At 46.4% G+C, this 26,716-nt stretch carries 25 protein-coding genes; 1 reads left to right on the top strand and 24 read right to left on the bottom strand.

Annotated features, from left to right (window positions below; translation table 11 throughout):
- Nucleotides 1-9 precede the first annotated feature (9 nt).
- The 15 genes from OH463_RS11440 to OH463_RS11370 form a co-directional block, all read right to left on the bottom strand.
- The gene (locus OH463_RS11440) at nt 10-492 is read right to left on the bottom strand and encodes a TlpA family protein disulfide reductase (protein WP_009696931.1); all 483 of its coding nucleotides are present in this window, start codon (nt 490-492) and stop codon (nt 10-12) included.
- Nucleotides 482-1,156: an ABC transporter ATP-binding protein gene (locus OH463_RS11435; protein ID WP_017188592.1), complete on the bottom strand. Its 675-nt coding sequence runs from the start codon at nt 1,154-1,156 to the stop codon at nt 482-484. The genes OH463_RS11440 and OH463_RS11435 overlap by 11 nt, the downstream gene beginning before the upstream one ends.
- A 2-nt stretch (nt 1,157-1,158) precedes the next feature.
- Nucleotides 1,159-2,295 (bottom strand): ABC transporter permease, encoded by a 1,137-nt coding sequence (locus tag OH463_RS11430; protein ID WP_017188591.1) that lies wholly within the window; start codon nt 2,293-2,295, stop codon nt 1,159-1,161.
- Nucleotides 2,282-3,568: an ABC transporter permease gene (locus OH463_RS11425; RefSeq protein ID WP_053053373.1), complete on the bottom strand. Its 1,287-nt coding sequence runs from the start codon at nt 3,566-3,568 to the stop codon at nt 2,282-2,284. The genes OH463_RS11430 and OH463_RS11425 overlap by 14 nt, the downstream gene beginning before the upstream one ends.
- Before the next feature lie 2 nt (nt 3,569-3,570).
- Nucleotides 3,571-4,974 carry a Fe-S-containing protein gene (locus OH463_RS11420; RefSeq protein WP_053053372.1) on the bottom strand — a complete coding sequence of 468 codons (1,404 nt, stop codon included), beginning with the start codon at nt 4,972-4,974 and terminating at the stop codon, nt 3,571-3,573.
- Between the two features lie 104 nt (nt 4,975-5,078).
- The gene (locus tag OH463_RS11415) at nt 5,079-5,612 is read right to left on the bottom strand and encodes an iron transporter (protein ID WP_017188589.1); all 534 of its coding nucleotides are present in this window, start codon (nt 5,610-5,612) and stop codon (nt 5,079-5,081) included.
- A gap of 45 nt (nt 5,613-5,657) precedes the next feature.
- Nucleotides 5,658-7,628: an FTR1 family iron permease gene (locus OH463_RS11410; protein ID WP_269991267.1), complete on the bottom strand. Its 1,971-nt coding sequence runs from the start codon at nt 7,626-7,628 to the stop codon at nt 5,658-5,660.
- Between the two features lie 426 nt (nt 7,629-8,054).
- Nucleotides 8,055-8,477, bottom strand: coding sequence for a hypothetical protein (locus OH463_RS11405; protein ID WP_005448633.1), 423 nt, complete (start codon nt 8,475-8,477; stop codon nt 8,055-8,057).
- A 181-nt stretch (nt 8,478-8,658) separates the two neighbouring features.
- Nucleotides 8,659-9,111 carry a hypothetical protein gene (locus OH463_RS11400; protein ID WP_005445358.1) on the bottom strand — a complete coding sequence of 151 codons (453 nt, stop codon included), beginning with the start codon at nt 9,109-9,111 and terminating at the stop codon, nt 8,659-8,661.
- Nucleotides 9,112-9,251: 140 nt separating this feature from the next.
- Nucleotides 9,252-9,497 (bottom strand): hypothetical protein, encoded by a 246-nt coding sequence (locus OH463_RS11395; protein WP_017188587.1) that lies wholly within the window; start codon nt 9,495-9,497, stop codon nt 9,252-9,254.
- 298 nt (nt 9,498-9,795) lie between these two features.
- Nucleotides 9,796-10,509, bottom strand: coding sequence for a class I SAM-dependent methyltransferase (locus tag OH463_RS11390; RefSeq protein WP_269991266.1), 714 nt, complete (start codon nt 10,507-10,509; stop codon nt 9,796-9,798).
- A gap of 151 nt (nt 10,510-10,660) precedes the next feature.
- Complete coding sequence (locus OH463_RS11385) at nt 10,661-11,062, bottom strand: GFA family protein (RefSeq protein ID WP_009696921.1); 402 nt, start codon at nt 11,060-11,062, stop codon at nt 10,661-10,663.
- Nucleotides 11,063-11,230: 168 nt separating this feature from the next.
- A complete protein-coding gene (locus OH463_RS11380; protein ID WP_005445362.1) occupies nt 11,231-11,494 on the bottom strand; it encodes a DUF3012 domain-containing protein in 264 nt (87 codons plus the stop codon).
- Between the two features lie 161 nt (nt 11,495-11,655).
- Nucleotides 11,656-12,675 (bottom strand): type 2 isopentenyl-diphosphate Delta-isomerase, encoded by a 1,020-nt coding sequence (gene fni, locus OH463_RS11375; protein ID WP_017817324.1) that lies wholly within the window; start codon nt 12,673-12,675, stop codon nt 11,656-11,658.
- 249 nt (nt 12,676-12,924) lie between these two features.
- On the bottom strand, nt 12,925-14,718 hold the full coding sequence (locus OH463_RS11370; protein ID WP_038898208.1) for a cation:proton antiporter: 1,794 nt from the start codon (nt 14,716-14,718) through the stop codon (nt 12,925-12,927).
- A gap of 504 nt (nt 14,719-15,222) precedes the next feature.
- Between OH463_RS11370 and OH463_RS11365 the strand changes: the two genes are divergently transcribed.
- Nucleotides 15,223-17,940, top strand: coding sequence for a DUF2339 domain-containing protein (locus OH463_RS11365; protein ID WP_269991265.1), 2,718 nt, complete (start codon nt 15,223-15,225; stop codon nt 17,938-17,940).
- 250 nt (nt 17,941-18,190) lie between these two features.
- Here the strand turns inward: OH463_RS11365 and OH463_RS11360 are convergent, their stop codons facing one another.
- From OH463_RS11360 to flgE, 9 genes are read right to left on the bottom strand one after another with little or no spacing between them, the layout of a single operon-like run.
- Nucleotides 18,191-19,231, bottom strand: coding sequence for a flagellin (locus tag OH463_RS11360; protein WP_050933714.1), 1,041 nt, complete (start codon nt 19,229-19,231; stop codon nt 18,191-18,193).
- Nucleotides 19,232-19,242: 11 nt separating this feature from the next.
- A complete protein-coding gene (flgL, locus tag OH463_RS11355) occupies nt 19,243-20,142 on the bottom strand; it encodes a flagellar hook-associated protein FlgL (RefSeq protein ID WP_005445368.1) in 900 nt (299 codons plus the stop codon).
- A gap of 12 nt (nt 20,143-20,154) precedes the next feature.
- Nucleotides 20,155-21,528 carry a flagellar hook-associated protein FlgK gene (gene flgK / locus OH463_RS11350; RefSeq protein WP_005445369.1) on the bottom strand — a complete coding sequence of 458 codons (1,374 nt, stop codon included), beginning with the start codon at nt 21,526-21,528 and terminating at the stop codon, nt 20,155-20,157.
- A complete protein-coding gene (locus tag OH463_RS11345; protein ID WP_005445370.1) occupies nt 21,529-22,077 on the bottom strand; it encodes a rod-binding protein in 549 nt (182 codons plus the stop codon). It abuts the gene before it with no gap.
- Nucleotides 22,078-22,087: 10 nt separating this feature from the next.
- A complete protein-coding gene (locus OH463_RS11340; RefSeq protein WP_005445371.1) occupies nt 22,088-23,209 on the bottom strand; it encodes a flagellar basal body P-ring protein FlgI in 1,122 nt (373 codons plus the stop codon).
- Nucleotides 23,209-23,880 carry a flagellar basal body L-ring protein FlgH gene (gene flgH, locus OH463_RS11335; RefSeq protein WP_009696916.1) on the bottom strand — a complete coding sequence of 224 codons (672 nt, stop codon included), beginning with the start codon at nt 23,878-23,880 and terminating at the stop codon, nt 23,209-23,211. The genes OH463_RS11340 and flgH overlap by 1 nt, the downstream gene beginning before the upstream one ends.
- A gap of 32 nt (nt 23,881-23,912) precedes the next feature.
- On the bottom strand, nt 23,913-24,698 hold the full coding sequence (flgG, locus tag OH463_RS11330) for a flagellar basal-body rod protein FlgG (RefSeq protein ID WP_005445374.1): 786 nt from the start codon (nt 24,696-24,698) through the stop codon (nt 23,913-23,915).
- 60 nt (nt 24,699-24,758) lie between these two features.
- Nucleotides 24,759-25,490: a flagellar basal-body rod protein FlgF gene (gene flgF / locus OH463_RS11325; protein ID WP_029789141.1), complete on the bottom strand. Its 732-nt coding sequence runs from the start codon at nt 25,488-25,490 to the stop codon at nt 24,759-24,761.
- Nucleotides 25,491-25,502: 12 nt separating this feature from the next.
- Nucleotides 25,503-26,702: a flagellar hook protein FlgE gene (gene flgE / locus OH463_RS11320; RefSeq protein ID WP_269991264.1), complete on the bottom strand. Its 1,200-nt coding sequence runs from the start codon at nt 26,700-26,702 to the stop codon at nt 25,503-25,505.
- Nucleotides 26,703-26,716 lie beyond the last annotated feature (14 nt).

Here is a 26,716-nt window from a genome sequence, read left to right as displayed (position 1 = left end):
CTAAAATGATTAAAGTTGAGAGATGACCTTGTCCAGATCCATACTCGCTGAATAGCCGATGTGCATGTCCACCAGCTTTCCATCGCGATTAATGAGGTAAGTTGTGGGTGTCACCCCAATAGAGAAACGTTCTTTAGTGATGCCCAATTGATCTTTCACCATAGGAAATGAAAACCCATACTTGGTGGCGTATTCATTTAAGTCGACCTCGTAGTCATCAATGTTAATCGCTATCACTGCGACTTCATCGCTTCGACGTGCATATACGTCTTGCCATTTCTTCATCATGGCAATGCACGCACCGCAGGTGGAAGACCAAAATTCCAGAACAATTTTCTTACCTTGATAGCTTTCAAGGCTTACCGTTTGTTGCGCCGCATTCATTGCAGCAATATCAGGACTCGGTTGCCCGATTTGTGCTTTTTGGTCTTTACAACCAAATAACGCAAGCATGGCTAACAGCGCGATCACGTAGCGGCGTTTATGCCACATCTAACACCTCCTCTCCGATGTACTTGCCGTGTTGGAGGCGGATGATTCGGTCCGTGTACTGACCTAAGCTTGGATTGTGGGTGACCATAATGATGGTTCGGTTTTGCGCATGGAGTTTTTGGAAAATATCGAGGACGATTTTTTCATTCTCCTCGTCCAAGTTACCAGTGGGTTCGTCAGCAAACAGGATCGGGCTTTCATTCACAATCGCGCGAGCGATGCATACACGCTGCTGCTCACCACCAGAAAGCTGACTCGGCAAGTGTTCAAAGCGGTGCCCTAGCCCTACTTGTTCTAACACTCGCTTTGCTGCTTCTTCATCGGGCACACTATGGTAATGCTGCGCAAGCATCACGTTCTCCAGAGCAGTGAGATAAGGAATGAGATGAAACTGCTGGAAGACCAGACCGATTTTCTCTGCTCGAAATGCTCGTCGCCCTTCTTCATCTAGGCTGTCCGCTTCCTCACCATCGAGGAACACCTTGCCTGAGGTCGGATTGTCCAAACAGCTGAGGATATTCATTAAGGTCGTTTTACCTGAGCCCGACGCGCCCATAATGGCAACAAACTCCCCTTTCTTGACCTCAATATTGATGTCGTCCAATGCATGAACTTGGTCAAAAACCTTGCATAAGCCTTCGGTCTTAATAGCGTAATCTGACATGGTTAATCTCCTTTGAGCACTTTAGCCGGATCGATACGAATGGCTCTGATGGTTGGAAGCGTTGCAGCCACTAAAGCCGCAGCGAAAGAAAGTAAGCTAGTGATAACCAGCACAGGGAAACGTAAATCAATGGTGGCGTTAAACACCGAGTGTCCAAGAAATTGCGCTAACACATAGCCGATTAGCAACCCTGCAATAACTGCAGCAAAGGTAATGGCAAGAGTTTCAACAACAATCTGACGAGTAATGGATTGATTGGATGCGCCCAAAGACTTTTGTAGTGCGAACTCATAACGTCGCTCAGAAATCATCGACGTCATGGTTGTATTCACGCATAAGGTAGACAACACTAAAATGACCAAAGCGACGATGCCCATTAACAGCTTAATCTTATTGAGTACTTTACCTTCCGATGCTGACACCTTTCGGATAGGACGAACAAGCAAGTCTGGGTACTGCTGCTTCAAAGTCGATTCAAACTGCCCTACCTGACCTTTATCATTCGTTAGACTGAACATGGCAAAATTGATTTCATCCCCTTTGTTCAACCATTTTTGTACGAACGGTAGGTTTACAATTAGGTAGTTATCTTCATCCGAACCTGACTCAATGATGCCCTTAATCTTGAACGTATAACGGTCACTTTTGTTGTAGACCGTCAGGTCAGAGCCAACTTTGAGTTCTAATTTCTCTGCCAGTTTCTTTCCGATCATGACATTCCGATCATCAAAAGAGACACCAATCCATCGACCTTCCACTTGCCAATAAGGAACCAGTTTTTTCAACTGCGAAAAGTCGATACCCATTAAGACAATTTTCTCTAGCTCGGCTTGTACCATGCCGTACAGATATGGGCTGGAAGCAATTAAACTGTCTTTAGGTGCCTCAGCTTTGATCTGTTGGTATTGCTTTGTCGTTAATGTCGCTGTCGCGTCCGGTCCTACAAAAAAGTTCGCTCCGTAGTTTCGTAGCTCATGACTCATCTTCTGGTTAATGTCGAAGTAGACCCCTGCCATTGCAGTAATGATTGCCGCGCCAACCGTCAACGCCATAAACACCACGAGAACACGTTGCGCACGTAATCTCAATGAACGCCAAACTAAGGTAAGCAGCATAGAGGAAGATTTATTTGCGGCCATACAACACCTCAATTGGGTAGAGAGAAGCAATTCTGCGTGAAGGGAAGTAAGTACCTAACACTGTAATTAGGGTCGAGATAAACAGCACCACTGGAACGATGATCCAATCAAAAGAGATGGATGAACCAAACAGTGCATAACCAACCACTTTGGATAGTCCCCACCCGGCAAGGCAACCAAGTAAGCCGCCCAACACGCCACAAATCATCGATTCAGAATAGAACAACGCATACACTTGCCAGTTGTGAGCACCAAGGGACTTCATCAAACCAATCTCTTTGGCTCGCTGCAATATCGCATTGGTCATTAATGAGGCGATCCCCATCGCAGAAGCGATCAAGGCGGCAAACGTCACAACAAATAATAAGCTTTGGATCTTATGAATCACCATGCCTTCTGAAGCGGCAACCTGCCACAAGGGCTTCACCATTGCATTATTCATCGCGCCTTCTAATTGGAAAGAGATTGAGGAGACAAACGCCGTGCAGAACCAAAGGTCATATTCATCCGAATCGAGTGATTCCAAATCTTCACGTGCTTTTTTTGATAGTGCGTTTTCCGGCACCGTCAATGCTGAGACTTTTACCGATTGTACTCGTCCTTCCAAACCCAGTAGTTTCTGGCCAAGGTTCAGCGGCAGTAACACTGCGTTCTCATCCGTCGTGCCATTTTCCAGTAAGCCCGTTATCGTTACCAACAATGTGCGGTTTTCGATGCCGCGCAACTCAAGCTTGTCGCCAGATTTAAGACCCAGTTTTTGCGCCAATGACTGCCCTACCAAGGCTTGAGTTTTTTCATCATCTGGCCATTGACCATCGACATGCCAATACGTCGAGATGGTTTTATTACCCGTTCGGTATTTGCCATCGTCAGAAACAGGCAGATTCTTATCAAAAAAAGTACCGATAATATTGACGGTTTTATCGAACTCAGGCGCTTTAACTTGCCCACGTACAAATGGAGCAAAACCAATAATGTTATTGCGCCAAAAGATGTCCATGATGTTGGGCAGTTCACTCTCTGCAAGTAAGTCTTCTTTTTCCAACTTGTTGACGTTCTTCGCCAAAATATCTGGCAGCTTTACTTGTCCTTCAGGAGAGATTTCAATGTTGGCACCATAGCTTTTCATCTCCATCGACATCTTGTTACCGATATTGATTGAAATAGCCAGCAGCGCTGAGATTAGGCTCGCCGCGAGAAAAACCGTAATGACAGCGAGTAATTTTCGGTTGGTATCATGTCGCCATGACTGACGAAGCATTCTGATTAACATGATTACTCTCCTAACGGATTTAGCGGTTCAACGTCCGCGTATTTCCATGGATCATCACGGAAAGCGTCATAAGATTGCTCAGAGGTAAAGAAGTAGGTCTTTCCTGAGAATGAATAACTGTGCTCAGCCTCCATATTGCTGATCTTCTCGCCATTGACTGGATCTGTCGCCATGACTTCCACCACGTCACTAAAATATTTCAGACCGCTTTCTAGGGTCGACTTCGAAATTACGATTTCATGATTCGCGACGGTCCATTTAGGAATAGGGATTGGGTTACACCCACCAGGCTTACCAATCGAAGGAATAAAGATATGTACGCCACACGCCAAGCACACCACTTGATCACCAACTTGCGCGTATCCTGCATCACCACACAGCATGCAAGCATCAAAGACAACGCCAAATTTCTCTTCACCGGCAAAACGATCAATGATGAAAAAGCGCACCACTTTGCCATCGCTTGCTACCCATTCAAATCGGTGCAGTTTTCCATCGATTAATTGCTCAGAGATAGGGACATGGACAGCGCCATCGGCTGCCACTTCAATACGTTGCGCTTCTGAACGACGAATCGGTTGAGAAGCGACAAGATCCCAGAAAAGCAGTGCAACCAGAATCGTAGCGATAGTCGCAATATTAAAACGCACTTTACGTTGAGCTGAATTCAAAGCCGCTTGATGTTTGCGTCGTTCAATCGCGGATTCAGCTCGCTTCACCTGCTCTTGTAGTGGTCGAGTTTGAGTAACGAAAAAGACAGTCACACAAATAGAAACTAATGCCAGTACGGCGTAAGACAGAATCCAAGAGAAGTTGGTGACTTTAGATACGTAAGACAGTAAACCTTTATCGAGACCAAGAATCCCTAGCTTCATGCACGCCAAGATAATCTCGCCAGAGAGGGGCAATGCTGCCAGCACTAACAACAGTAAACAAAGTGCATTACGAGCCATCTTGGATAGGGATTTGGTCGTCAAAGAGACCGCGATCTTGATTAGTGCAATCAAGACAAATCCTAGAACCACAGAACTGATGTTTAAAATCAGCTCGGTGTTAATAACGTTGGTTGTGCTCAACATCGTGAGCTTGGCTTCTTTTGCCCAAACAAAACTGCATAGAAAGACCGTTACGCTTTGCAGGCACACCAATAAGACCGAAGGCAATCGCCATATGGCACCAAGTAAAACCGACAGGAAGATAACGCCAAGATAAACACTGTTAATAATAAGTACATTCACTTGGCTAAATGGCAGTAGATGAAACAGTGCAGAACCGGAAAGCACCGCAAGCACAAACCACCCAATCTGGTGTTTATACAAAGCGTTAGATTGCGCAGCCCACAGCACACCAAATAGCATCGCTGGGAGCAAAAAAACGAGTAAGACGTGAGAAAGATAGAAGCTCATATTTACCACTGACCATTCATGCACAGTGCATCAGACAGATAAGTCACTCAAAAAACCAGAACAACCAGACCACAAACTGCGGTCTGGTTGTTACGCAAGGAAGGTTACTTAATGCCTACGTACTTAAACTTGTATTGAGCATCAAATGGTTTGAACCAACGACCAACACCAGTTTCTTCATCCGTATGACGTAGCAGACCCGCTTTTGACGGTGGATCGATGTGGAATGTAAGCTCGTAGTTACCCACACCTAACATGTTGATGTTTGAGCCGTAGTGAGGACCATCTGCTGCCACCATCGGCATGAAGGTCCCCTCTTGCACTTTACCGGTATCGACGTTTTTCAACGTGTAGTTAATGGTTAGGTAAGGGATCCACTCACCCGCACCAAAGCCGTTTTTGTTACCAGCAAGAGCATGGATGTCTGCCTCTAAGTGCACTTCCGATTTAGAAGCTGCACGCATCATACCTTGAGGCTCCATCGTAACGGGCTTAAGGTAAACAGCAGCAATCTCCATACCATTCATTTCAAGAGGTTCACCAGCTGGGTGCTCAACGAAAGGTAGATCATTTGCCATAGCCATGCCTGATAGAGCTGAAGCAGCCACTGCGGTAGCGATGAGTTTTTTATTCAACATAGTAATGTCCTTTACTTACTTGATTTTACAAAGATTTTTTCATGTTTAACAACGAGCTTGCTGAGCAAGATCTCGCTTACTTCTTGCTTTCATTACGATGAGCGCAAAGACTGCTGCCACGATAAGCGCCAGTTGAGGCAGCAAAGTTTCCATGTATGGGTAAATGCCCAACGGAGCAAACTCTGGCGCGCCTGAAATTAATGTCGGTTGGAATAACTTGCCTTCAATCAGCTCTAGGACACCTTTACCCGCAAAGACAAACGCCATCAGATACATGAATCCGCCAGTAAAGATGAAGAAAGGTTTCAGAGGGAGCTTGACCACGCTATAGCGCATGACAAAGAAGATCACCGCGAGCAGTAGCACGCCAATAGCGAATCCAGCAATCAGGGCGACCATGGTTTGAGAATTGGTATCGGCCGCCAAAGCAAAGTAGAACAAGACCGTCTCTGCACCTTCACGGTAAACCGCTAGGAAACTCGCCAGCCATAAACCAAAGAGAGAACCTGTGGTGATCGACGTGGCAAGTTTGCTTTCGAGGTAGCGCTTCCATTGAGCGGCTTCAACTTTGGAAAGCAGCCAGTAACTCATAGAGAACAGCACGACAACAGCAATCAACATGGTGATGCCTTCAAGCAGCTCTCGACTTGCGCCAGAGTTTTCAAATAGCCACTGGAACAATACCGCGGTGATCGCACTGGCAATCAGACCAACAACGACCGAATTTTTGACAACATGTAGCTTGTCAGAGGCATCGTTTTTGATCAGGTAAGCGGTAATGGCGGCAACGATAAGCAGCGCCTCCAATCCTTCACGGAAAATAATGGTGAAGCTCGCGATCAACATCGCCCACCAACTCAAGTTGCCTTCAGATAGATTGCCTGCTGCATCCATCAAGCCTACTTTTAGCTTTTGCACTTGCTGGTCAATATCAGCCTGAGCTTGATTTGCCTTTAGCATACTGACAATACGGGTGAAGTAGCCTTCAAGTTCTGATTTGAATGCGCTGTCTCTCGACCCCACCGCATTTTCCATACCTGATGCTTCAAAATGATCGAAATAAGCGTCTTGTACCGCAAGAATAGCCGCCGTTTTGTCACCATGTTTATAGCTATCAATAGCGCCATCAATCGCAGTCATGATATCGCTGACGACAGGGTTCCAATCACGTGCAGCAACTGCTGTATCGGCGTTCTTCGCAGTATCAGGAACTTGGAAATCGCGTGTCGCTGGCAGGCCTGGTAATTCGTCTTTCAACCCTTGAACCAAGGTCGACAACTCATACCCAAATCGGATCAGGTTTTGTTGATTAAAAGGTTGCTTGGTGATTTTGGCTATCGAGCGGAACGCTGCGTTGTATTCTGCCGAACGCTCTGCAGATCGATATAACCGAATAGCAATTTCCAGCTCGGTATTTTTGTACCCTTTGAACTGCGCTTGTTGCACTAAATCGAATGCACGCTGTTGTTTTTCTGCTGCGCTTTCTGGTTGTTCGCCAGATTCACGATATTCAGTCAAAGCCGCATTGAGCTGGGTGTCGATGCTTGTGATCGCTTCACGCCAAAACGGCAAGATATCCTCGGTATGTAGATTGGTGTTTTCAGCTTTAAGTTGGTGACCTGACGCCAAGATCTCCGGCAGACCCAGAATTTCTTTTTTCAACCAATTGATTTCCGTATCCACTTCATCAACTGGTTTTCCCGCAACGATTAACTTGCGAATGTCACCAAACTTCGCCTCTAGTTGATACGCGTATTGCTGTGAGTAATTAATTCGTACCGGACCTTCTAGGCTTTCAAACACCTCGAAATACGCCATTTGTACTGTTGTTTTTGCTTGGTCTTTATCGCCTTGTTCATAAAGCTGAGATGCTTTATCTAAGCGCTGCGCAATGTCGTTGACCGCACTGTCATAGTCAATCGCAAAGGCAAAAGAGGAATAAATAGAGACAAGTAACACCAAGAGTGTTGAGAACGTCGTTTTCTTTACCGCCAACATAGTTCGTCCACAAAACATGAATATTTCGTGAACGCTATTGCAAATTATTATCATTTACAATGAGTAAAATTTGCTGGGTGAAAACAACCATGAAGCACGTATAAGTGGTAAGAAGCTATCGCCTCAAATGTAAGGCTATGATTTTGTGGAGATATTTGCATTACAGGATTTTTTAGTATTCATCTGGATAATAAATACGACAAAATCGACAAAACTTAAGTTTTCACTTCTGATGACAGGATATCATCCTGTTGTGAACTGTTTTCATCCGAATAAAAGTGCATATAAAACGAAAGTTCACAGCCCAATAAAAGTAAAAATGTAGAAATAAAGTCTGTATACCCAAGTGACTTCAAGATGCAGGACGAAGAAGATGGGCTCGAATAACTGGCAAAAGGAAAATACCCACGACACAAGCCATGGGTATTTCATTTTCCGGTTTGATTACATCACACACTCTTTGGCGGCTTGTGCTTTTTCGATGCCTTCTTCAATCAAAGATTTGGTTTCTTCACTACCGATCGATGACATTACTTTATCCATCACCTTATCCACCGTCGACTCTGAAGACGCTTCCACCAAACAAGCGTATGCATTGGCAATATGCTCTTTTGCTTCAATCAAGGCTTGTGGATCACTGAAATCTACATTCATCGCTTCCTCTACAGATGCAGCTAACTCTTCTGCAGATTCAGCAGCATCACCAAACTGATCGAGATTGAATGCATCTTCTACCGATTCCATCTGCTCTTGAACCGTATCAATCGCTTTGTTTGCTGCTTCTTGTGCTTGGTCAATGGCTTTGCTTGCGTCATCACAGCCAGCCAGCGCCACTGCCAATACCATTATTGAGATTGTCTTTTTCATGTTTGTTCTTCTAACAAGTAAATCGCTCATCATCACAATACGTGATAAGCCAATAGATTTTAATTCAAGAGTTGTAAGAAGAGGAAACAGAAATACTTGAAAGCCCTAAAAACAAAAGCCGCTAAAACGAGCGGCTTTTGTTTTTGTCTTAACTTAATTGTTTAGCCAGCCGTTAAACTCACTAAGCTATTCTACCGTGGCTAATCGCCATCATTTCATCATACGACCGTTGTAACGCATCAAATGTCCACTCGAAGTACACTCTTCGCTCCATCAGTGGCGCAATTTGATCGGCATAAAATGATTCAATAGTAAGATCAGAGTACTCAACTTGCAGGCTATCGCCGTCCGTCCCCCAATCTTCGTATTCACGATTACCAATGAGATCATAAAGATTGTTACTTAAGAAGCTGTATATCACTAAGAATGATTTTACTGCATCTTCAGAAAAGTTAAGCATGCCGGCAATCTGCGCCACGTCATACGACTTTTCTTTATCACCTTGGTTAATATCAAGCCTTACCAATTGGGTCTCCCACGTTGCCAATTCACCGTGGGAGTCCAAGACATGTTGATTCAGGGCTTCAAACACCTGAAAAAAGTCTTGGATCATTGCAATGTATTTGTCAGACATAACGTCCCTTATTGTATTTGGTGAACGGACGATCTTCGCCGCCGTATTGTTGCTCACCCTAGCCAGTGGTTGTTAAAACGTAGACTACAAGTTGCAGCATTGCATACTGCCTCTGTAATCTTATTGTCATTTTTGAGTGATTAGTCAACTAATAGCGAAGGGTCGTCAATGCCCATGTAATCACACAATTCACGCTTAATGCGGTGGAAGTCTTGGATTGAAACGAAGTAGTCGGCGTAATCAGTTTTGCCTTCAATACCAATATGAATCGATGTAAAAGTCTCAATTGCCGCGGTAATTTCAATGAAATCATTCGCAAGCGAGAACGTCACAACATGATCCATATTTAGGTAACGCCCTGACTCGATTTTTAATGCCTTCGCCATGATGATTTCCTACAGCCTAAAAGTAATAATGAAATTCGGTGACTGGACAACAGACCGATGAACAGCCACACAGTGGCTGAAATTCTGCGCCAAGATTGACGTGAGACTATCATAAGCGCTCGCCTTCAAAATTAGAGCCAAACCGCACTTTCACTTGGATTTACTTACAAATGAAACATTTACCAAAAATCTGACCGCAAATTCACAAACAAGGTAAAAAGCGCGTGTATTTCACAAAATATACAAACAAAAAGACCGCTGAATTAGCGGTCTTAAGAGGGTTCATAGGACAAGAGTATTAGATGTTGATTTGGTACATCGCGAAATAAGTATCCGCTTGGATAACATGCTTTTGGTTATGCTGTTTCAGCGCTTCAACAGCGTTTACAAATGGGTCATCTCCTGCAAATGCTTCCGCTAACTTGGAGTATCGCTTAGAAGACGAGAACAACACATGCGCCAGTTCTTCAGCACTGACTTCTAACTCTACTGTCTCTTTATAAACGTTGACCGCTTGAAACCCTTCACAATCACTGAAGTTGATAGCATGGTCGTAGTTGGATTCAACCAAGTCCATCTCGATACCAAGCTGCGCAAGAGGTTTTTCTAGCAGCACTTCAAAATCATAAACCACGACATGTGCTTTAGGCTGGCAAACACGCTGTAGCTCTGCCAATAAAGCCGTTGATTTTGCATAAGAGAGCGAGCCAGCAAACGTCACCACATCCACACTACTGTCTGAAAGAGGTACGTGTTCACCGTCACCAACATGATATTCAATACCTACTGATGGTTTGGCTTGTTCAATCATTGATGTGCTCGGGTCAACCCCATGAACCTGCTGACAGAACTTAGCCAAAGCAAACGTCGATACGCCCGTGCCGCAGCCGATATCCAACCCCAATTGAAACTGAGGTAACTCTTCCAAATTGGCTTGCAAAATCACTTGATGCAGTGGCGGACGATAAGCCGCGTAGTGCTTAGAAATGGCTTGGTTGTATTCTTCGCTCACTGATGTTCTCCCAAAAAACTGTCGATATTAACTAATCGTATAGTGTCGGATATTACTGCCACTCAAAAGCAAAAAGCCACTCAATTGAGTGGCTCTATCTCACAACTTTAAATCCTTAGCGATTTTGTACTAAACGCAGCAAGAAACCGACCTATAGCTTAGGCTCCGCTTCAAACTGTTTAAGCTCATCAGTAATCTCATTCCATGGCGCTTTCGAACCTACAAAAATGTGGAAACTCGGTTTGTCGGCAGGGATATCGTCAAGGATACCTAAACGAACATTCACAATACCATTGTTCTTTTTCGAATAGAGGCTAGAGCCGCAATGACGGCAGAATGAGAGTTCGGTATTTGCGCTCTTCTGATAGGTTTGGATATGCTCTTCACCTTCGATAACTATCAGCTTGTCGAGTGCAACACCTCCCGCCGATGAATAATCAGAACCCGTAAACTTGCGGCATTCAGAACAGTGACAATTGCCCATGTATTTGAATTCATCCGCAACTTCGATTTTTACCTTGCCACACAGACATGAACCTTTGAGTACTTCCATTTTTTAGTCCTTCTCTTATTGGAATTACGGTAACCATGCCAGTCCCATACAACGAAATAAAGATAAGTAAGTCAGGTTTGCAAAAATGGAACGACAAATTGGAAGTAAAGAAACAGAAACACAAAAGCCGAGCATGACGCTCGGCTTTCTCAATTTTGTTCGGTCAATTTAGAACACGCAGTGCTTAGCAAAGCCAGTCGCTTCGTTGGCTGTCCAATCGCCTTTTGGCTTCTCTTTTAAATCTTCACACCACTGCTCGCTACCGATGCCATCTTGCAGAACACAGTGCTTTGCAAAATCTACTGCGTTGTCAGCGGTCCACTCTGTTTTAGACTTGTCACGCATGTCTTTACACCAAGCTTCTGTGCCCACTTCGTCAGTACATGCGGTAAGCGCTGTTGCCGCTAGCAGTAGCATTACCAATTTTTTCATAAATTCAGGTTCCACTTTCAATTGATGAATGGACTATACCCAAAATATCAGCGCAAGTGTTAAGACTCAGACAATTTATCGACGTTCGCTCTGTAAAAGACGTGAAATTCGGCGAAATCAACCTAACAGTATCGATAAGCGAGTAAATATTAGCCGTTGAGCTAAAGACGACGAGCTTGGGTCAATGCTTGGAGATTTGCAGAGCCGGTACCAAAGCACGCTAAACGCAGCTCTAATGCCATTTGTTCAAAGTGATCGACAACAGACTGTGTGCTGATTGTTGCGGCTTTTAATACCGCACCAGCTTGCCCAACTAGATTGGCACCCAGATGTATCGCCTTCGCGGCTTCTAAGCCGTTATGCACGCCGCCAGACGCAATTAAAGGTAAGTCAGGGTATTGAGCGTGAATTTGCTCTAAGCACTTAGCCGTTGGAATGCCCCAGTCACGAAACAACTCAGCTGCGCGCTGCACCTTATTGTCTGTCTGACAGTAACCTTCGACCGCTGACCAACTTGTACCACCAGCGCCTGCAACATCAATCGCATCCACGCCCACTTCGACAAGCTGTTTCGCCACTGCGCCACTGATGCCAAAACCCACCTCTTTGATGATCATCGGGACATCAATGCGTTGTTTTAGCTGCTCAATCGATTTAAGCACACCAATCCAATCATGGTCGCCATTCTGTTGAAAAGCTTCTTGCATAGGGTTGAGATGCACAAATAAAGCGTCCGCTTGGATAAAGTCGACCGCACGTTGGGCGTTGTCGAGACGTTGTTTGTCTCTCAGTTGAGCGGCACCCAGGTTGGAATACAAAGGCACGCTCTTGGCGAGATCACGAATGGTTTTACCCAGACCTGAATGTAGGCTGTCTTCTAGGCTCACTCGCTGTGAGCCAACCCCCATCGCAATGCCCATTTCACTAGCCGCTTCTGCCAAACGACAGTTGATGATTTCTGCGTCTTTTGCGCCGCCAGTCATCGAACTGATCAAAAACGGCAACGCCAATGAATGACCAAGAAACTCGCTCGAAAGTTCGATGGTGTTAAAGTCACATTCAGGCAATGCGCAATGCTCAAATTCGACAGACTCAAAGCCCGCCGTTTTGCTTTTCATGTTCATGTCATGATGTAAAACAGCGTCTAAATGTAAGTCTTTTCGATTAGATTGCGGAGCCATAATGTCACCCTAAAGTAAAACAGTCGCGCAGTATTGCGATCCTTGTCATTGCCGTCAATGCGAAAATTCGGAAATTGAACAATTTATTTGCCGAATCGAGCCTTGTGGGCTCTGATCTTATGACTAAGGAATCATATTAAGGAGCAGCGTTTAAAACACTACGCCTCACTGCTCTATTAAGCTTGGGTAACGATTAACAATGTTGCCACTCCGATGTGCCAAGAGTGGCAGTTCTATACGCCATTTGAGCTATTGAGTCTCGACTGATTGAATAAGTGCCACCACAGTGCTGGTTGTAGGCGGTTTGAACTGGTCTGGATCATCACAGAATTGAATTTTGCCTTTCTCTTCAACATGGAAAAGCGGAATCATCAAATTGTCTTTGTGGTGATCAAGGTAATGTTGGTAGGTGAAACTCTCGCTTAGCTTGGTGTGTTTGATTTCTGCCCCTTGGCTCAACAAACTTGCCATTTGGGTGTAACTGACGTTGCCACCCATCAGCAATTTGCCGTGATACTCTTCGGCAACCGAGTGTTTTTCATTGCCGTTAGATTTGGTTTTCTGCAGGCAATGTACTTTATCTTCGCCGAATTCGCCGACAAATTGCATACACGCCATGATATTGAAGTGTTGGTCTGGCGTCAGTGCCACCACTTGTCCAATACCAATCAGGTTCAGGTTATCATCCGCATGGCTAGAGATCGGGTTACCGTAGTAATGGTCTAAGCCCAACATGCGAACTTGGCTGATGTAATCCCAGTTAGAATCGGTGAGCAGAACTTTGCGATCGTATCTCGCCAGTGCTTTTCCTATCTCTTGCGCCACTCGGTTTGCGCCAATCAATAGAAAGCCTCTCGGTGCTGGCTCAGCCACGCCCAACACTTTAGCCATAGGGCGAGCCGTCGCACTTTGTAGTACCACGGTGCCGATGATCACCATGAAGGTCATTGGCACCAACAGCATGGCTTCTGAAATGCCATATTCTGTCAGCTTGATAGCAAACAGAGACGAGATGGATGCTGCAACAATACCGCGCGGCGCAACCCAAGAGAGGAACAGCTTATCCTTGAAGGTTAAGTTACTGCGAATAGTTGAAGCGAAAATCGAAAGTGGACGCGATACCAACTGCATGAAAACAAACAACATTACCGCACCAATGCCAAGCGCGGCAAAGTCATCAAGACTGATTCGAGCCGCTAAGAAGATGAACAACCCGGTGATCAACAAGATGGTTAAGTGCTCTTTAAAGTGCAGGATCTGCTGAATGTTGATGCCCTTTGCATTTGCTAACCACATGCCCATCACGGTAACCGTCAATAGCCCTGCTTCCGATTCCATTTGGTTAGAAATCGAGAACACACCGAGCACCACCATCAAAACCGCAAATGGCTGAAGGTATTCCGGCAACCAAGCTCGGCGCAAAACGGTAGATACCGCAGCACCGGAGGCAACACCAAGAATCAAACCCACCGCAATGATGGTACCGAATACTTCGACACTGTTAACGGCATTGTGCGAGACAATAAACTCGTACACCATCACTACAAACAGCGCGCCTAATGGGTCAATGAGAATGCCTTCCCAACGCAGAATATTGGCGAGTTTGGAGCTTGGGCGCACGGTCCTTAGCAATGGTACGATCACCGTTGGACCAGTAACGACGGTTAAACTGGCGAATAAAATCGCAAGCTCCCAAGTAAAGTTAAGGAAATAGTGCGTCGCCACACTGGTTGCCACCCAAGAGATGATTGCGCCAACAGACACGATGCTCCACACCGAACCGCTCACGCCACGGATCTCTTTAAAGTTAAGGGTTAAACTGCCCTCAAATAGAATCACCGCCACAGCGAGGGAAACTAAGGGGAAGAGTAAATCCCCGAGAATGTCATCTGGATTGAGCCATTGTAGAATCGGACCAACAATGATCCCTGCTAATAGCAAGAACAGAATGGCAGGTAAGCGCATTCGCCACGCCAACCATTGACAACCTAAACCGATAACCCCAACCGCCGACAGCACCAGCGCTTCGTTGCCCACTTGCATTTATCATCACCTAATTTGTTATTGTTATGGTGAGCTTTCGCCCAAAACCAATTAACTCTATAAAAAAGATTAGTTTAGTGTGAATGCTCCGCCAGTTTTCGTTCAAATATGCGACTCTCCCTCAAAATTCTCGGTCTGTGTTGTATACCCAAGTAACCTCGAGATGCTCGGTTCAGCGAGAATGACTGGGTTTGTAGACGCGGCGGCGATTTAAAGGTCTAGCGGGTCTAAATCAAGAATCGACAACAAAGTATACAAGCCCAGTAAACTCGCCCTTTGGGAGCGTGTCATTGACCCGATTGCTGCGCCAAACAACTTGGAAAGAGCGGGCTATTACGCTACGTTGTTTTCCTTGCTTGCTTTCGGTTAAAACAGAGAATCAATGACAACGCTCTGAATCCTGCATCTTGAAGTCACTTGGGTATATATCCCGTTAGCTTGCCACACAGTGAACTAAACTTAGCTAAGTTGCTCAAAGTTAAGGGTTCTCAAACAAGGAAGGGAGTGCAACAGTTGTTAATCTCATTGGCGGTCATCTTGGCGGTTTGTGCCATAGTCATCACATGGAAAGCAGTCGGTCGAATATCAAGGCTCGAAGACGAAGTGTCTCTGCTTCATAAAGAACTGACAGAGCTGCGTGCGCGTTGGTTTGAGGGAGATACATCAGCGACTCCACAGCCTGAGCATAAGGTTACTGCAACACTGCATGCGTCAACACCACCAGACAGTCCCGTACCACCTAATGATCCGAAGCCTAAATCAGAGCCAGAGCCAATAACTGCGTCTCTAGCAGCCAAAGAAGTGCCACAACCAATTGTTGAGCCGAGCCTCCCGTCACTCGACGAAGTGCACATTGGTGGTTTAGCCCATAGCAGTGAATCCGTTTTTGAGAAGCAAGCCAATAAACTGCTGAGCAACATCCAAGAAAATTGGTTGGTTTGGGTTGGCGCACTCGCCATGTTGATTGGTGGCGGTTATCTCGTGCAAGTGATTGGCAGTCATATCGAGTTCTCACCAATCATGCGCGTGACCATCGCATTCTCAATCTCCCTTGCTACCGTGATAGCAGGTGAGTGGTTCCATCGCCGTGAGCAAAAATCCTCAGACCGAGCAGAACGAGCGAAAGGTTTTACTTACGTACCTGCTGCCATTACCGGAACAGGGTTAACAGGGATTTACTGCACGGTGATCTTTGCGTTTGTCTTCTATCAACTATTATCGCCTAGTGCATCGCTGCTGATCTTAGCGGGCGCCGCATTTTCGAGCTTAGCTCTCTCCCTGCGCCAGGGACCTTTAATGGCTGTACTTGGTTTGATCGGCGGCTACTCCGCGCCCCTGTGGATTGGCGGCGCAGAGCCCAACTATTACTTGCTCGCGGGCTATATCACTGCGATTTCAGTTGCAGCGACTTTGTTAATGCAAAAGATCCGACACGCTTGGATTTCACCATCGATGACCGTGCCGCATGTTTTGTGGATGCTTCTGCTGATCGAAAGCATACCAATAGAGCAACTATTCTCTTGGCTTACGCTCTTCCTTTCACTCAGTTTGTACCTGTTGTTTGTCGTACCAAGAATGGGCTGGATGCTCAAACCGCGTTACCGTCATTGCCAAGGTAAGTGGACACATCCGCCAACAGGCATTGCTCTGGCTGTCACGTTGTTAATGCTGTCGGCATTGGCTCGCATGTCTAGCGTTGATACCGCAGAGATGGTTTACTTCTATGTGTTCTTTATTGCCATGATTTGGCTACCAGCCGTTCGAAAGGCTTGGTCGTTAAGAATCTTTTTACCATCAATGTTGGTGGCTTCTACCGCAATCATGCTGCTTTCTATCGCGCTTGAGTCTATCTATATGGCAGAGGGGCAAACACCAGTATTGGTTGCGCTTGGTGTCAGTATTGCGTTGATTGCACTGCGAACATTATTCCAGACCCTAGCAGGTGATCACTCACGGCTGACGGGTATCCTCTTCCTTGTTCTTGCCCCAGCAATGACATTGATTACCCTGCTCTACGCGTACGAGTTTATGAGTCGTCATGTTTTTGCTTGGACACTCTTCACCGCCGTGATTGCGGTTTATTACGCCTTACTCGGACAGAAATTCAAAGCTCTGGCGCTGGAATGTTCAGCTATCATGCACGCCATCATTGCAGGAACGGCTTTTGTTTGGCTCAATGACACATGGCTTACGACTGCCATTTCGATTCAAGTGGCAGTAATGGCATTACAGACTCAAGCCAACCTGTTCCGCCCTGCAAGTTGGGCAGTGAAAGTTACCATGGGGATCTTGGTCATGCGTCTGACTTTGCTACCATTCATTCCAGAGTGGCAACCCGTTAATGCTGGGTACTGGGCTTGGGTATTGATCAGTTACTTGCCGTCTTTGGCGATTCTTGCTTACGCTCGTACTGTATTACATCACTCAGATACAGAACTCGCCAATTGGTTTGAAGGTGCATTTTTACACGTGTTCTTGATGGCAGTGTTCACTCAGACCAACTACTGGCTGACGGGGCAATACGGCTACCTTGGCTACGTCGATTTCACTTCTGCCATTGTGTTTGCCAACCAAGCATTAGTGATGGGATTGGTTTACAGCTATCGCAGCAAGTTCGCGCAACAATTAGAACGTGTTTATCAAGCTTACAGCTACCTACTTTGGGGGGTCTTTGTTGTGTTGGTGATGCTACTCAATAGCCTTGAATCACCGTTGATGGTCAATAATGTTTCCGCTGAATCCATGCCTGTGTTTAACATGCTATCACTCGGCTGGCTACTGCCTGCAATTATTTTGCTAGTAACCACTTACAAACACTGGAACACATTGCAAATCCCACGTCCTATTGTTGCTAGCTTTGGTCTTATCTTAGCGGCAGCTTGGCTAGGTATGTCGATTCGCCAATTCTGGCAGCCTATCTCGATGACACTAGCTCAACCAACGGGTATGGCAGAGCTGTTTACCTACTCGATTGCTGGTTTGATTGTCGGCGGCTTACTCACTTGGGTAGGCGCAACACGTAAAGCGATGACGATTCAACGCATTGGTTTGGCAGTGTTGGCGTGCGTCGCGCTTAAGGTATTCTTGTGGGATGTAAGCTCACTAGATGGCTTCTGGCGAGCGGTTAGCTTCTTGGGGTTGGGGGCGTCACTGATTGGACTTGGGTGGTTGTTCCAAAAACTCCATCGTTCGGTTGCAGGACCTGTTGAGCAAGTAGAATAGTGTTTGAACAAAGAAAGAGATTCCCGGCGTCGCTCCTTCGTCGCTCTCGGGAATGACCCAGAAAAGTAATGAGCGGTTGACGAATTCTAAAGCGGAATACGCGCCTAATGATCGTCTTTTCAGAGTTGAGGAATTAAGTGTCAGGAATCTCTCTTTTAATCGCGAACTAGAAAGGCGATTCCCAACTCTTTTCTGGTTTTTGAAACCACATATAGAATCGAGAAGGGAATCTTGGAGTGTTCTTGAAAGGTTATTTCAGGAGCGCCACAACCGTATGGCGACGCACATTCGCTTGTGCATTTAGCGCTTGGAACGTTGAGGTAAATTGATCTGACGTTGCCATAAATCCATCGAGTTTCGAATTCACATCCTCGGCACTCATCTGGTTAGATTTACTTTGCACCGAACGCATCTGAGCACTCAACTCACCGTGAAAAGCTTTCGCTTCTTCCAAGCTAGTTTGCACTTGTCTTAAATGCTGATTCACCTTGGCAATAGTTTGTTTGATGCCATCGCGAGAACCTAGGTCAAAGCTTAACTCTGCAATACCGTCAGGTTCCGATTTTAGGTTCAGAACATTGGCGTGTCCCGCTGGGAATCGATGCCCTTCACCCGTCACCAATACCTTTTGCTGCATTTGCTGATAAGCAGTATCGCGCGCTTCAAATAAAATAGTGCCGTCTTCCGCCAGTGATGAGCGCATTCCCATCGCAATCAAACTGCGATCGAGCATTTTCACCGTACGCGCACCATCCGCCTGACCGTCAAACTGGATCATCACCGATTGGCCCTGCGGAAAATCCAAGCGAATTTGCTCTGCTTTTTCACTCAAACGATGTACGTTCAAACCCGGGATAGAGAAGCGGCGAATATCGGCTTTATCCAGTTTTAGGTGCAGTTCGTTATCAATCACCTTTTGTCCATCAAAACGCGCCTGATCAACCACTTGTTGAATGGACGTTTTGGAGCGAACTAAGCTGTCTTGCAAACCAGGGACGTTCTGTGTGCCTTGGCTAACGGCTTGGGTCAAACCTCGCTTAATTTGAGTCAGCTCTCTACCAATCACTTGCAGCGATTTTGATGCGATCTGCACAGCGGTTGCTTGTTGCTGACCTTGAGTAAGCTGAATACCGGAAACAGAATAGGCTGACGCGGTGTCAGCCTGAACTTGCCTAGGACGCGGTTTAATCGCACTGCTCGTATCCGCTGAGCGGGTCGGCATGATAGAGGCTTGTTCTTGCCCACCTAAGCGTATACTGTGGGGTCTTACCTCTACTGTGCTCATCACCATATAAAACTTCCTTAAATACGATCAAACAGGTTGAGATCGTTGATCTTAACGTAGCTAGCTTGCGTTGCTTGTAACGCTGCCATGTAGTTGCTCAAACGTACTGATGCTTCACCGTAATCGAGCGCAGACAAATCGTTCGTCACTTTATCAACAAACAGCTTGTTTTCGCCGTGAGCTCCATCCATCAGATCTAGGTTGTTGTGGCGTCCACCAATCTCTGTGATAGCACCTAATACGTTTGCAGAGGTATCATCAATGGCAGCAAGGCTAGCGTCCACTTCAGCTCGAAAATTCGGACTCGGCTTCTCAAATTCTGCAATTAAAGCATCAAGTTGGTTCAGCACATTGTCGCCACTGCCAAGCTCTAAAATGTCTTTAGCAGTCATGTTGGATTCCATGGTGACGCCTTTAGCAACCGTCACAACACGCTTATCGCTGTTGCCGTCTACTTGGTAAACACCGCCCCCGTTACTCACCGCTGGTTTGTCGGTTTGGGTGCCTGAAAACAAGTAATGACCTTCTTCGTCTTGTGCATTAAAGGAAGACTGTATGGCATCTCGGTAGCTTTTTAGTTCGGTAACCATGCCGCTGCGGTCATCATCGGTTAACGAGCCATTTGCCCCCCAAAGCACCAAATCGCGAACACTTTTCAGGCTTTCATTCACAGAATCCAAATGTGTTTCTTGCGCAGAAAGCGTCGTTTTCAAATTGGCAATATTGCTTTGGTACTGACCGATTGCGCTGTTTTCACGCTCAAGGTTCAGTAGCTTAATGGACGCCATTGGATCGTCTGAAAGCTTCGTCAGTCGATTACCTGTCGACATTTGTTGTAGCACATTCCCCAAGCCTGCGTTGTTGGTTTGCAGACTTTGCAGCATCATTTGGCTAAATTGAGTGTCACTGATTCGCATATCGAGTTCCCTTTAGAAAAGCTGCAATACAGCATCGAAAAGTTGGTTAGCTGTGCTAATGACTTTCATATTGGCATTGTGTGCGTTAGCAAACGTCATCAAGTTCGCCGCTTCTTCATTACTGTTAACCGCACTAACATTATCGCGTGCCGCGTGAGCTTGCTTGTTCATTGCGGTTTTTGCTTCATAATCTGCCGCAGCTTGGCGCGCTTTAATCGCCGTTTCACCAACCATTGCGGTAAATGCATCGTTCAAGCTCAAAGAACCAAAACCTGTAATGGCGACCGGTTTGTTGCTCAACTTAATCAAGTTATTCAGTACGTCGGCATTACCTGGCGCACCATCACTTGAGAATGCCAATTCCTCTGCGCTGATTCCCGTAATTTTTAAGCTAGATGAAGGGTTTGCAGGGTCGTAACTGAACAAAGGTTTGCCCGGGTTACCTTTAAGGTCTTTACCCGTCGCAAGTACCGCGTTGTACTCGTCTGCCATCGCCTTCGCCATATCGTCTAGTGCCACTTGGTTTGGCATTAGGATTTCTGTTTGATAGTCGTTAATCGCTCCCAATTTGCCGCCGACAGATTGATCGAGACCAAAACTTTGAGAAGCAAACTCAACATTTAAATCAGCAAGATAAGGATCGGAAGGATTTGGCTTCGACGTTAGCTGACCGTAATCAGTCCCCATCACCAAAGGCTGACCTGAAGCGAGTGTCACTTGCATGCTTCCATCAGCTTGATCCGTTGTCTTGATTTCAACGATCTGAGAGAGCTCACCAATCAAAACATCACGAGTATCCATTAGCTGAGCTGGGTTACCGCCCGTTCCCTGCATTTCGACAATCTGTTTGTTTATGTGAGCGATGTTCGTCATCAAGCTATTGGCATGATTTAACGCCGCATTACGTTGCTCACTCATGTCTTTATGCTGATTATGAAGCGACTCGGTTAACGTATTGAAGCGACGCGCTAACGCTTCTGATTCGTTGATAATTTGCTGACGGTATGGAATTGATTCTGGTTTTACTGTGGCATCATTCAAAGCTGCGTTAAGCGAATCCAAGCCCGCAGAAATACTAAAACCATCAGCGCCAAGCGTACTTTCAAGCTGGCTCATTGCGGTAGTGTAACCACTTGAGTATGACGCTAGGCTGTTTGTCGACCAAGTCTGTTTGACCAAAAACTGGTCTGTTACGCGGCGAATACTTGTGACTTCAACACCAATGCCTGGACTGAGCTTGTTGTACTTGCCATCCCCTACAGATGCCATAAGCGCTTGTTGACGGCTGTATCCTGGCGTATTGATGTTTGCCACGTTTTGTGCCGTCACTTCAAGTGCGACTTGGTTTGCGTTCAAGCCTGAAAGGCCGATATTAACAAGGTTCATTTACAGCTCCATTTTTCTGATCAGCGGCTGAGTAAACGCGGTCGTCATACCGGCTTCACCGAGCACTTGTTTAACAGAGGCGACCACTTGCTGCACGGAATTAACTGCATCAGTGACTGTGGCGATATCATCACTTTCAAGTTGTGACTTGCGTTCAAGCGAGGTCACTTTTCCATCATTCGCCGAAGAGATACTGCGTGATTGGTCGAATGCTACCTCACGCATTGATGGGCTTAGCTGTTGAACCAGCATATTGGCAATGCCCGCATTTTGCTTTTTAGCAAGCTCCATTGCCAGTTGACCGTCATACATATCGCGAAACACACCTTGTTGTTGGCTAGCAAACGGACTGTCTTTGTCAGCCAACACGTCGCTACTGCTGCGCATTTGACGAAGCACCATTTGCAGAAACATGGCTTCAAACTGACCTGCAACCACTTCCAAGGCACCTTCTTGATCACGGCTTCTCTTGATGTTCGCTAGCGCACTATTGTCGTGATACAACATGGAGCTCAGTTTGGCTTGATCGTTACTGGTATCTAATTTCATCTCAAACCCCTTAAATCACGACAAGCTCGGCATTCAACGCACCCGCTTCACTGAGTGCTTGCAGAATCGACATCAGATCCGTCGGTGTCGCACCTAAGCTATTCACTGCATTGACGATGGTGTTCAGCTCCGTTCCCGGCGGCCATATCACCATTTGCGCAAGCTCTTCATCAACGTTAATTTGCGTTTGATCTATGACTTTTGTATCACCACCAGCAAAGGCGTTCGGCTGGCTAACTTGCTGCGATTCCGATATACGGACAGTCAAGTTACCGTGGCTAACTGCCGCTTCGCCCACTTTGACATTTTTACCGATGACAACGGTGCCAGTACGAGAGTTGAAAACAATTCGAGCCGGTTTACGACCTTCTTCCACGCTCATCTCTTCTAGCATCGACATCATGGTTACACGCTGCTGGGTATCCATTGGTGCTCGCATTTCAACGCGTGCTTTGTTGATTGCTTTCGCTACATTTGGACCAAAGGTGTTGTTGATTTCGCGGGCGATGTTTTTTGCGGTAGTGAAACTTGGTTTACGAAGGTTTAACGTGATTTCACCACGCTGGTTAAAGTCTGTTTCGATTTCTCGCTCCAACGTTGCACCGTTTGGAACACGACCTGCAGTTGGTGTGTTCACTTCTACCTTGGAGCCGCTTTTGCCTTCTGCCGATAAGCCGCCAACTACCACACTACCTTGAGCGATGGCATAAACTTCACCATCAATACCGCGCAGTGGTGTAAGTAACAGCGTACCGCCACGTAAGCTTTTCGCGTCACCAATAGAAGAGACTACGACGTCGAGTGTTTGACCCGGTCCCGCCATTGGGTCTACCGATGCAGTAACACTCACCGATGCAACGTTACGTAGTTTCGGGTTCATGCTGTCATCAATTTGTACACCAAATTGGCGTAACATGTTGGTAATCGATTGAGCAGTGAATTTAACTTGGTTCCGGTCACCTTGACCTGCCAAGCCCACTACCAAACCGTAGCCGACCAATTGGTTTTCTCGGATGCCCTGAACATCCACCAAGTCCATGATCGGAATTTCCACTTCAGCTTGCGAAGTGGCAGGAAGTCCCAAGGTCAATGCCAATAGGAAAGAAGAAAAGAATGCGTTAATTGGCTTCATTAGAATGGTACCCATGGGCTGTTGAAGAACTGCGTCAGCCACCCAGCTGCATTGCTGTCAGCTAATGCGCCGCGACCTGCATAGGTGATACGAGCATCTGCAATACGCTGAGAAGAAACTTGGTTGCTACGGTTGATATCATCAACACGCACGATGCCAGTTAGGCGAATAAATTCATCGCCTTGGTTAAGTCGCAACCACTTTTCACCGCTAATACGAAGCACACCATTTGGTAGCACTTCATGCACAGTAACCGTGATTGCACCCTGTAATTTGTTGCCCTGTGAACTAGAAGCGCTGCCATCAAAATTACGGCTACCGTCCACGCTTACACCCAATTCATCGATGGTTTTAGTGCCAATGGTTGGCGCAACAAAATTTACAGTGGAGCTTTTACCAAACTTAGTGCCTGCTTTTTTGCTGGATTCCGTCTCTTCCGATAGCTGCACCGTCAAGACATCACCAACACGGTAGGCACGTCGGTCTTGGAATAACGTCATGGTGTATTGGTGACGATAAAGGCTACCTGAGTTTGCTTCTGGCAAGGTGTAATCCAACACCGGCGGCGCGTATTCCTCTGCATTTGGTTCAGGCGGAATAAACTCCTGACGCCCAGCACATCCCACCAGCAACACGACGGCAACTGCCCAACTTTTCGAAAGCCATTTCATTGCTTTTTCCTTCATCATCACCAATTTCTTACCTACATTGCCTGTGCGACAAACTTCAGCATGTCATCCGCTGCAGAAACGACTTTTGCGTTCATTTCGTATGCGCGCTGAGTTGTGATCATGTCGACCATCTCTTCAACAACTTGCACGTTAGAGCCTTCTAAAGCCCCTTGCTTAATGCTGCCCGCGCCATCTTCACCTGCGATTAACTCGTCAGCTGGTCCGCTTGCTGCTGTTTCACGGAACAAGTTGCCACCCACTGCTTCTAAGCCCGCAGGGTTAATGAACTTAGCCAGAGTGATTTGCCCTAGTTGCTGCGGCGTCGGGTCATCTGCTGACGTAGTTGTTACCGTGCCATCCACACCAACAGAGAATGAAATGGCGTTATCTGGGATCTGAATTTGAGGCTCTAGTGGTAGACCTTGACTGTTCACCATCAAACCTTCTGAGTTGATATGGAACTGACCATTTCGGGTGTACATGATCTGACCGTCAGAGTTTTCGATTTGGAAAAAGCCCTGACCCATTACCGCCAAGTCGAACTCACCAGTCGTGTTTTGTGTGTTACCTTGTGTGAAGACTTTTTGCGTCCCCACGACACGAACACCAGAACCCAACTGAACACCGGTTGGTAGCTCGTTAACTTGGTCAACTTGCGCGCCTGGCTGACGCTGAATGCTGTAGAACAGGTCTTCAAACACTACTCGGTCACGCTTAAAGCCGACCGTGTTGACGTTTGCTAGGTTGTTCGAGATGGCAGTCATTTTTGTATCTTGAGCTGCCATGCCCGTTTTACTTACCCATAATGCTGAATGCATTGGTTATCTCCTTTGTGGCAGGAATTATCTAGAAGCACGATTTACGTTGAGCAAAAAGTGTTATCTCGCTGCCATCAATTTGTTTCCGGCTTGCGCCAAGGTTTCTGCGGTTTTCATCATGCGAACTTGCATCTCGAAGTTGCGCGTCAGTGACATCACGCTGAGTAGTTCATCGATGGCTGAAACGTTACTACCTTCGATATGCTCTGGTGCCAATTGCACCGTTTCATCAGCAACAAAAGGCACACCATCAACACTGTGCAGTAAGCTGTCGCTTTCTTTCTGAAGTTGGTTAATGGCAGGTTTCACCATTTTTAAAGTGCCAACTTCAACTTCTGCACCACCGCCCGGTGGGATCACAGACACGCGACCGCGCTCACTGATCTCAATCTTTTGAAAATCAGGCACGATCATTGGTCCGTTTTCACCTACAACGGGAAATCCATTGATACTCATGGCACCAAACGTATCGATTTTGATGTTACCCGCACGCGTGTAAGCCTCATTTCCAGCCGGTGTTTCTACTGTTAGGTAGCCTTCACCCATGATCGCAACGTCTAAGGGGCGTCCCGTTTTCATGATGTCGCCAGAATCAAAACGCGTCGATGCAGAGTTCGTCACCACCATGGTGCGACCATCAAAGCCCGCACCTTGTAATTCAACGCTTCGTACACGTTCCATATCCGCACGGAAACCAGCAGTATCGGCGTTCGATAAGTTGTTAGAACGAACGTGCTGAGCCTTAAGAACTCGGCTCGCACCAGACGTTGCAGTAAATAACAAGCTATCCATGCAATACTCCCATTACACTGCGTTGAACAGAGCTTGAGTTAGCTTGTCGTTGGTTGAGATGGTTTTGGCGTTCGCTTGGTAGTTACGCTGCGCCGTCATTAGCGCGACAAGCTCACTGGTTAAGTCAACGTTAGAACCTTCCAATGCACCCGGAGTAAGGTCACCCAGTGTACCTGTACCCGGAACGCCCATGATCGGCGCACCAGAGCTAAAGCTTTGTGTCCAAGCGGTACCGCTCACTTTCGATAGACCTTGCGTGTTAGCAAAGTCCGCAAGCACTACTTGACCTTGAAGTTGAGATTGACCATTGGTGTACGTCGCGTAAACCGTGCCGTTGTCTTCCACTCTAACGCCAGCAAGTTCACCCGATGTGTAACCATTTGGATTATTGGTGCTCACGCCAAATGCAGCACCAAACTGAGTACTACCTGAAAGGCTAATATCAACGCTCATTGCGTTTGCACCCGCGGCTGGGAATGCCACATTAAATGCGCCAGCAGGAGAAGCCAGCGTACCATCGGTATTGAATTGAACGGTTTGAGCTGTTGCAGGAGTCGTAGGCGCGCCATCCACTTCTACATTCACTTGCCATTCGTTATCTGACGTTTTAGTGAAGTACTGAGTCACCGTATGGGAATTGCCTAGCGAGTCGAAAACCTTGGTGGTGTAAGAAGAGTTGAATGATTTAGGGTCCGAAGAATTAAATGGATAAACCGCTTGATCAATCTTGGTCGCACTTGCATCGAAGTTAGCAACAAATTCTAAGCTGCTTGTTGCTTTAGCACTCAGAGAAGAAGTGGATACCTTGATATCGCCGACTGAACCTGTTTGCAGGTTATTATTGTTGTCAACGCTGTAGCCTTGTAGTTTGGTTCCGTTGTTCGCGGTAACGAAATTGTTCTTATCTGTGCTAAATACACCAGCACGGGTGTAGAGCATTTGACCCATAGAGTCTTTGGTCACAAAGAAACCGTTGCCGTTAATTGCTAGGTCCATTGCTCTGCCAGTCCCCGTTACAGAACCGTTTTTTTCGAAGTTCTGAGAGATTGACGCCACTTCTACGCCGCCTGGCTGCATGCCGTTGTAAACCGCCGCGAATTCAGTACGACCGCCTTTGAAACCATACGTCGATGCGTTAGCAATGTTATGACTGATGGTGTTCAATTCTGTATTGGTCGCGTCCAGACCACTAAGTGCGATGTTAAAACTCATAAATAACCTCTGAT

It is taken from the genome of Vibrio sp. NFR, from assembly GCF_027587095.1.
Classification (GTDB): domain Bacteria; phylum Pseudomonadota; class Gammaproteobacteria; order Enterobacterales; family Vibrionaceae; genus Vibrio; species Vibrio harveyi.
The sequence above is the reverse complement of the archived record's forward strand: the minus strand, read 5'-3'. Positions and strand labels throughout refer to the sequence as shown.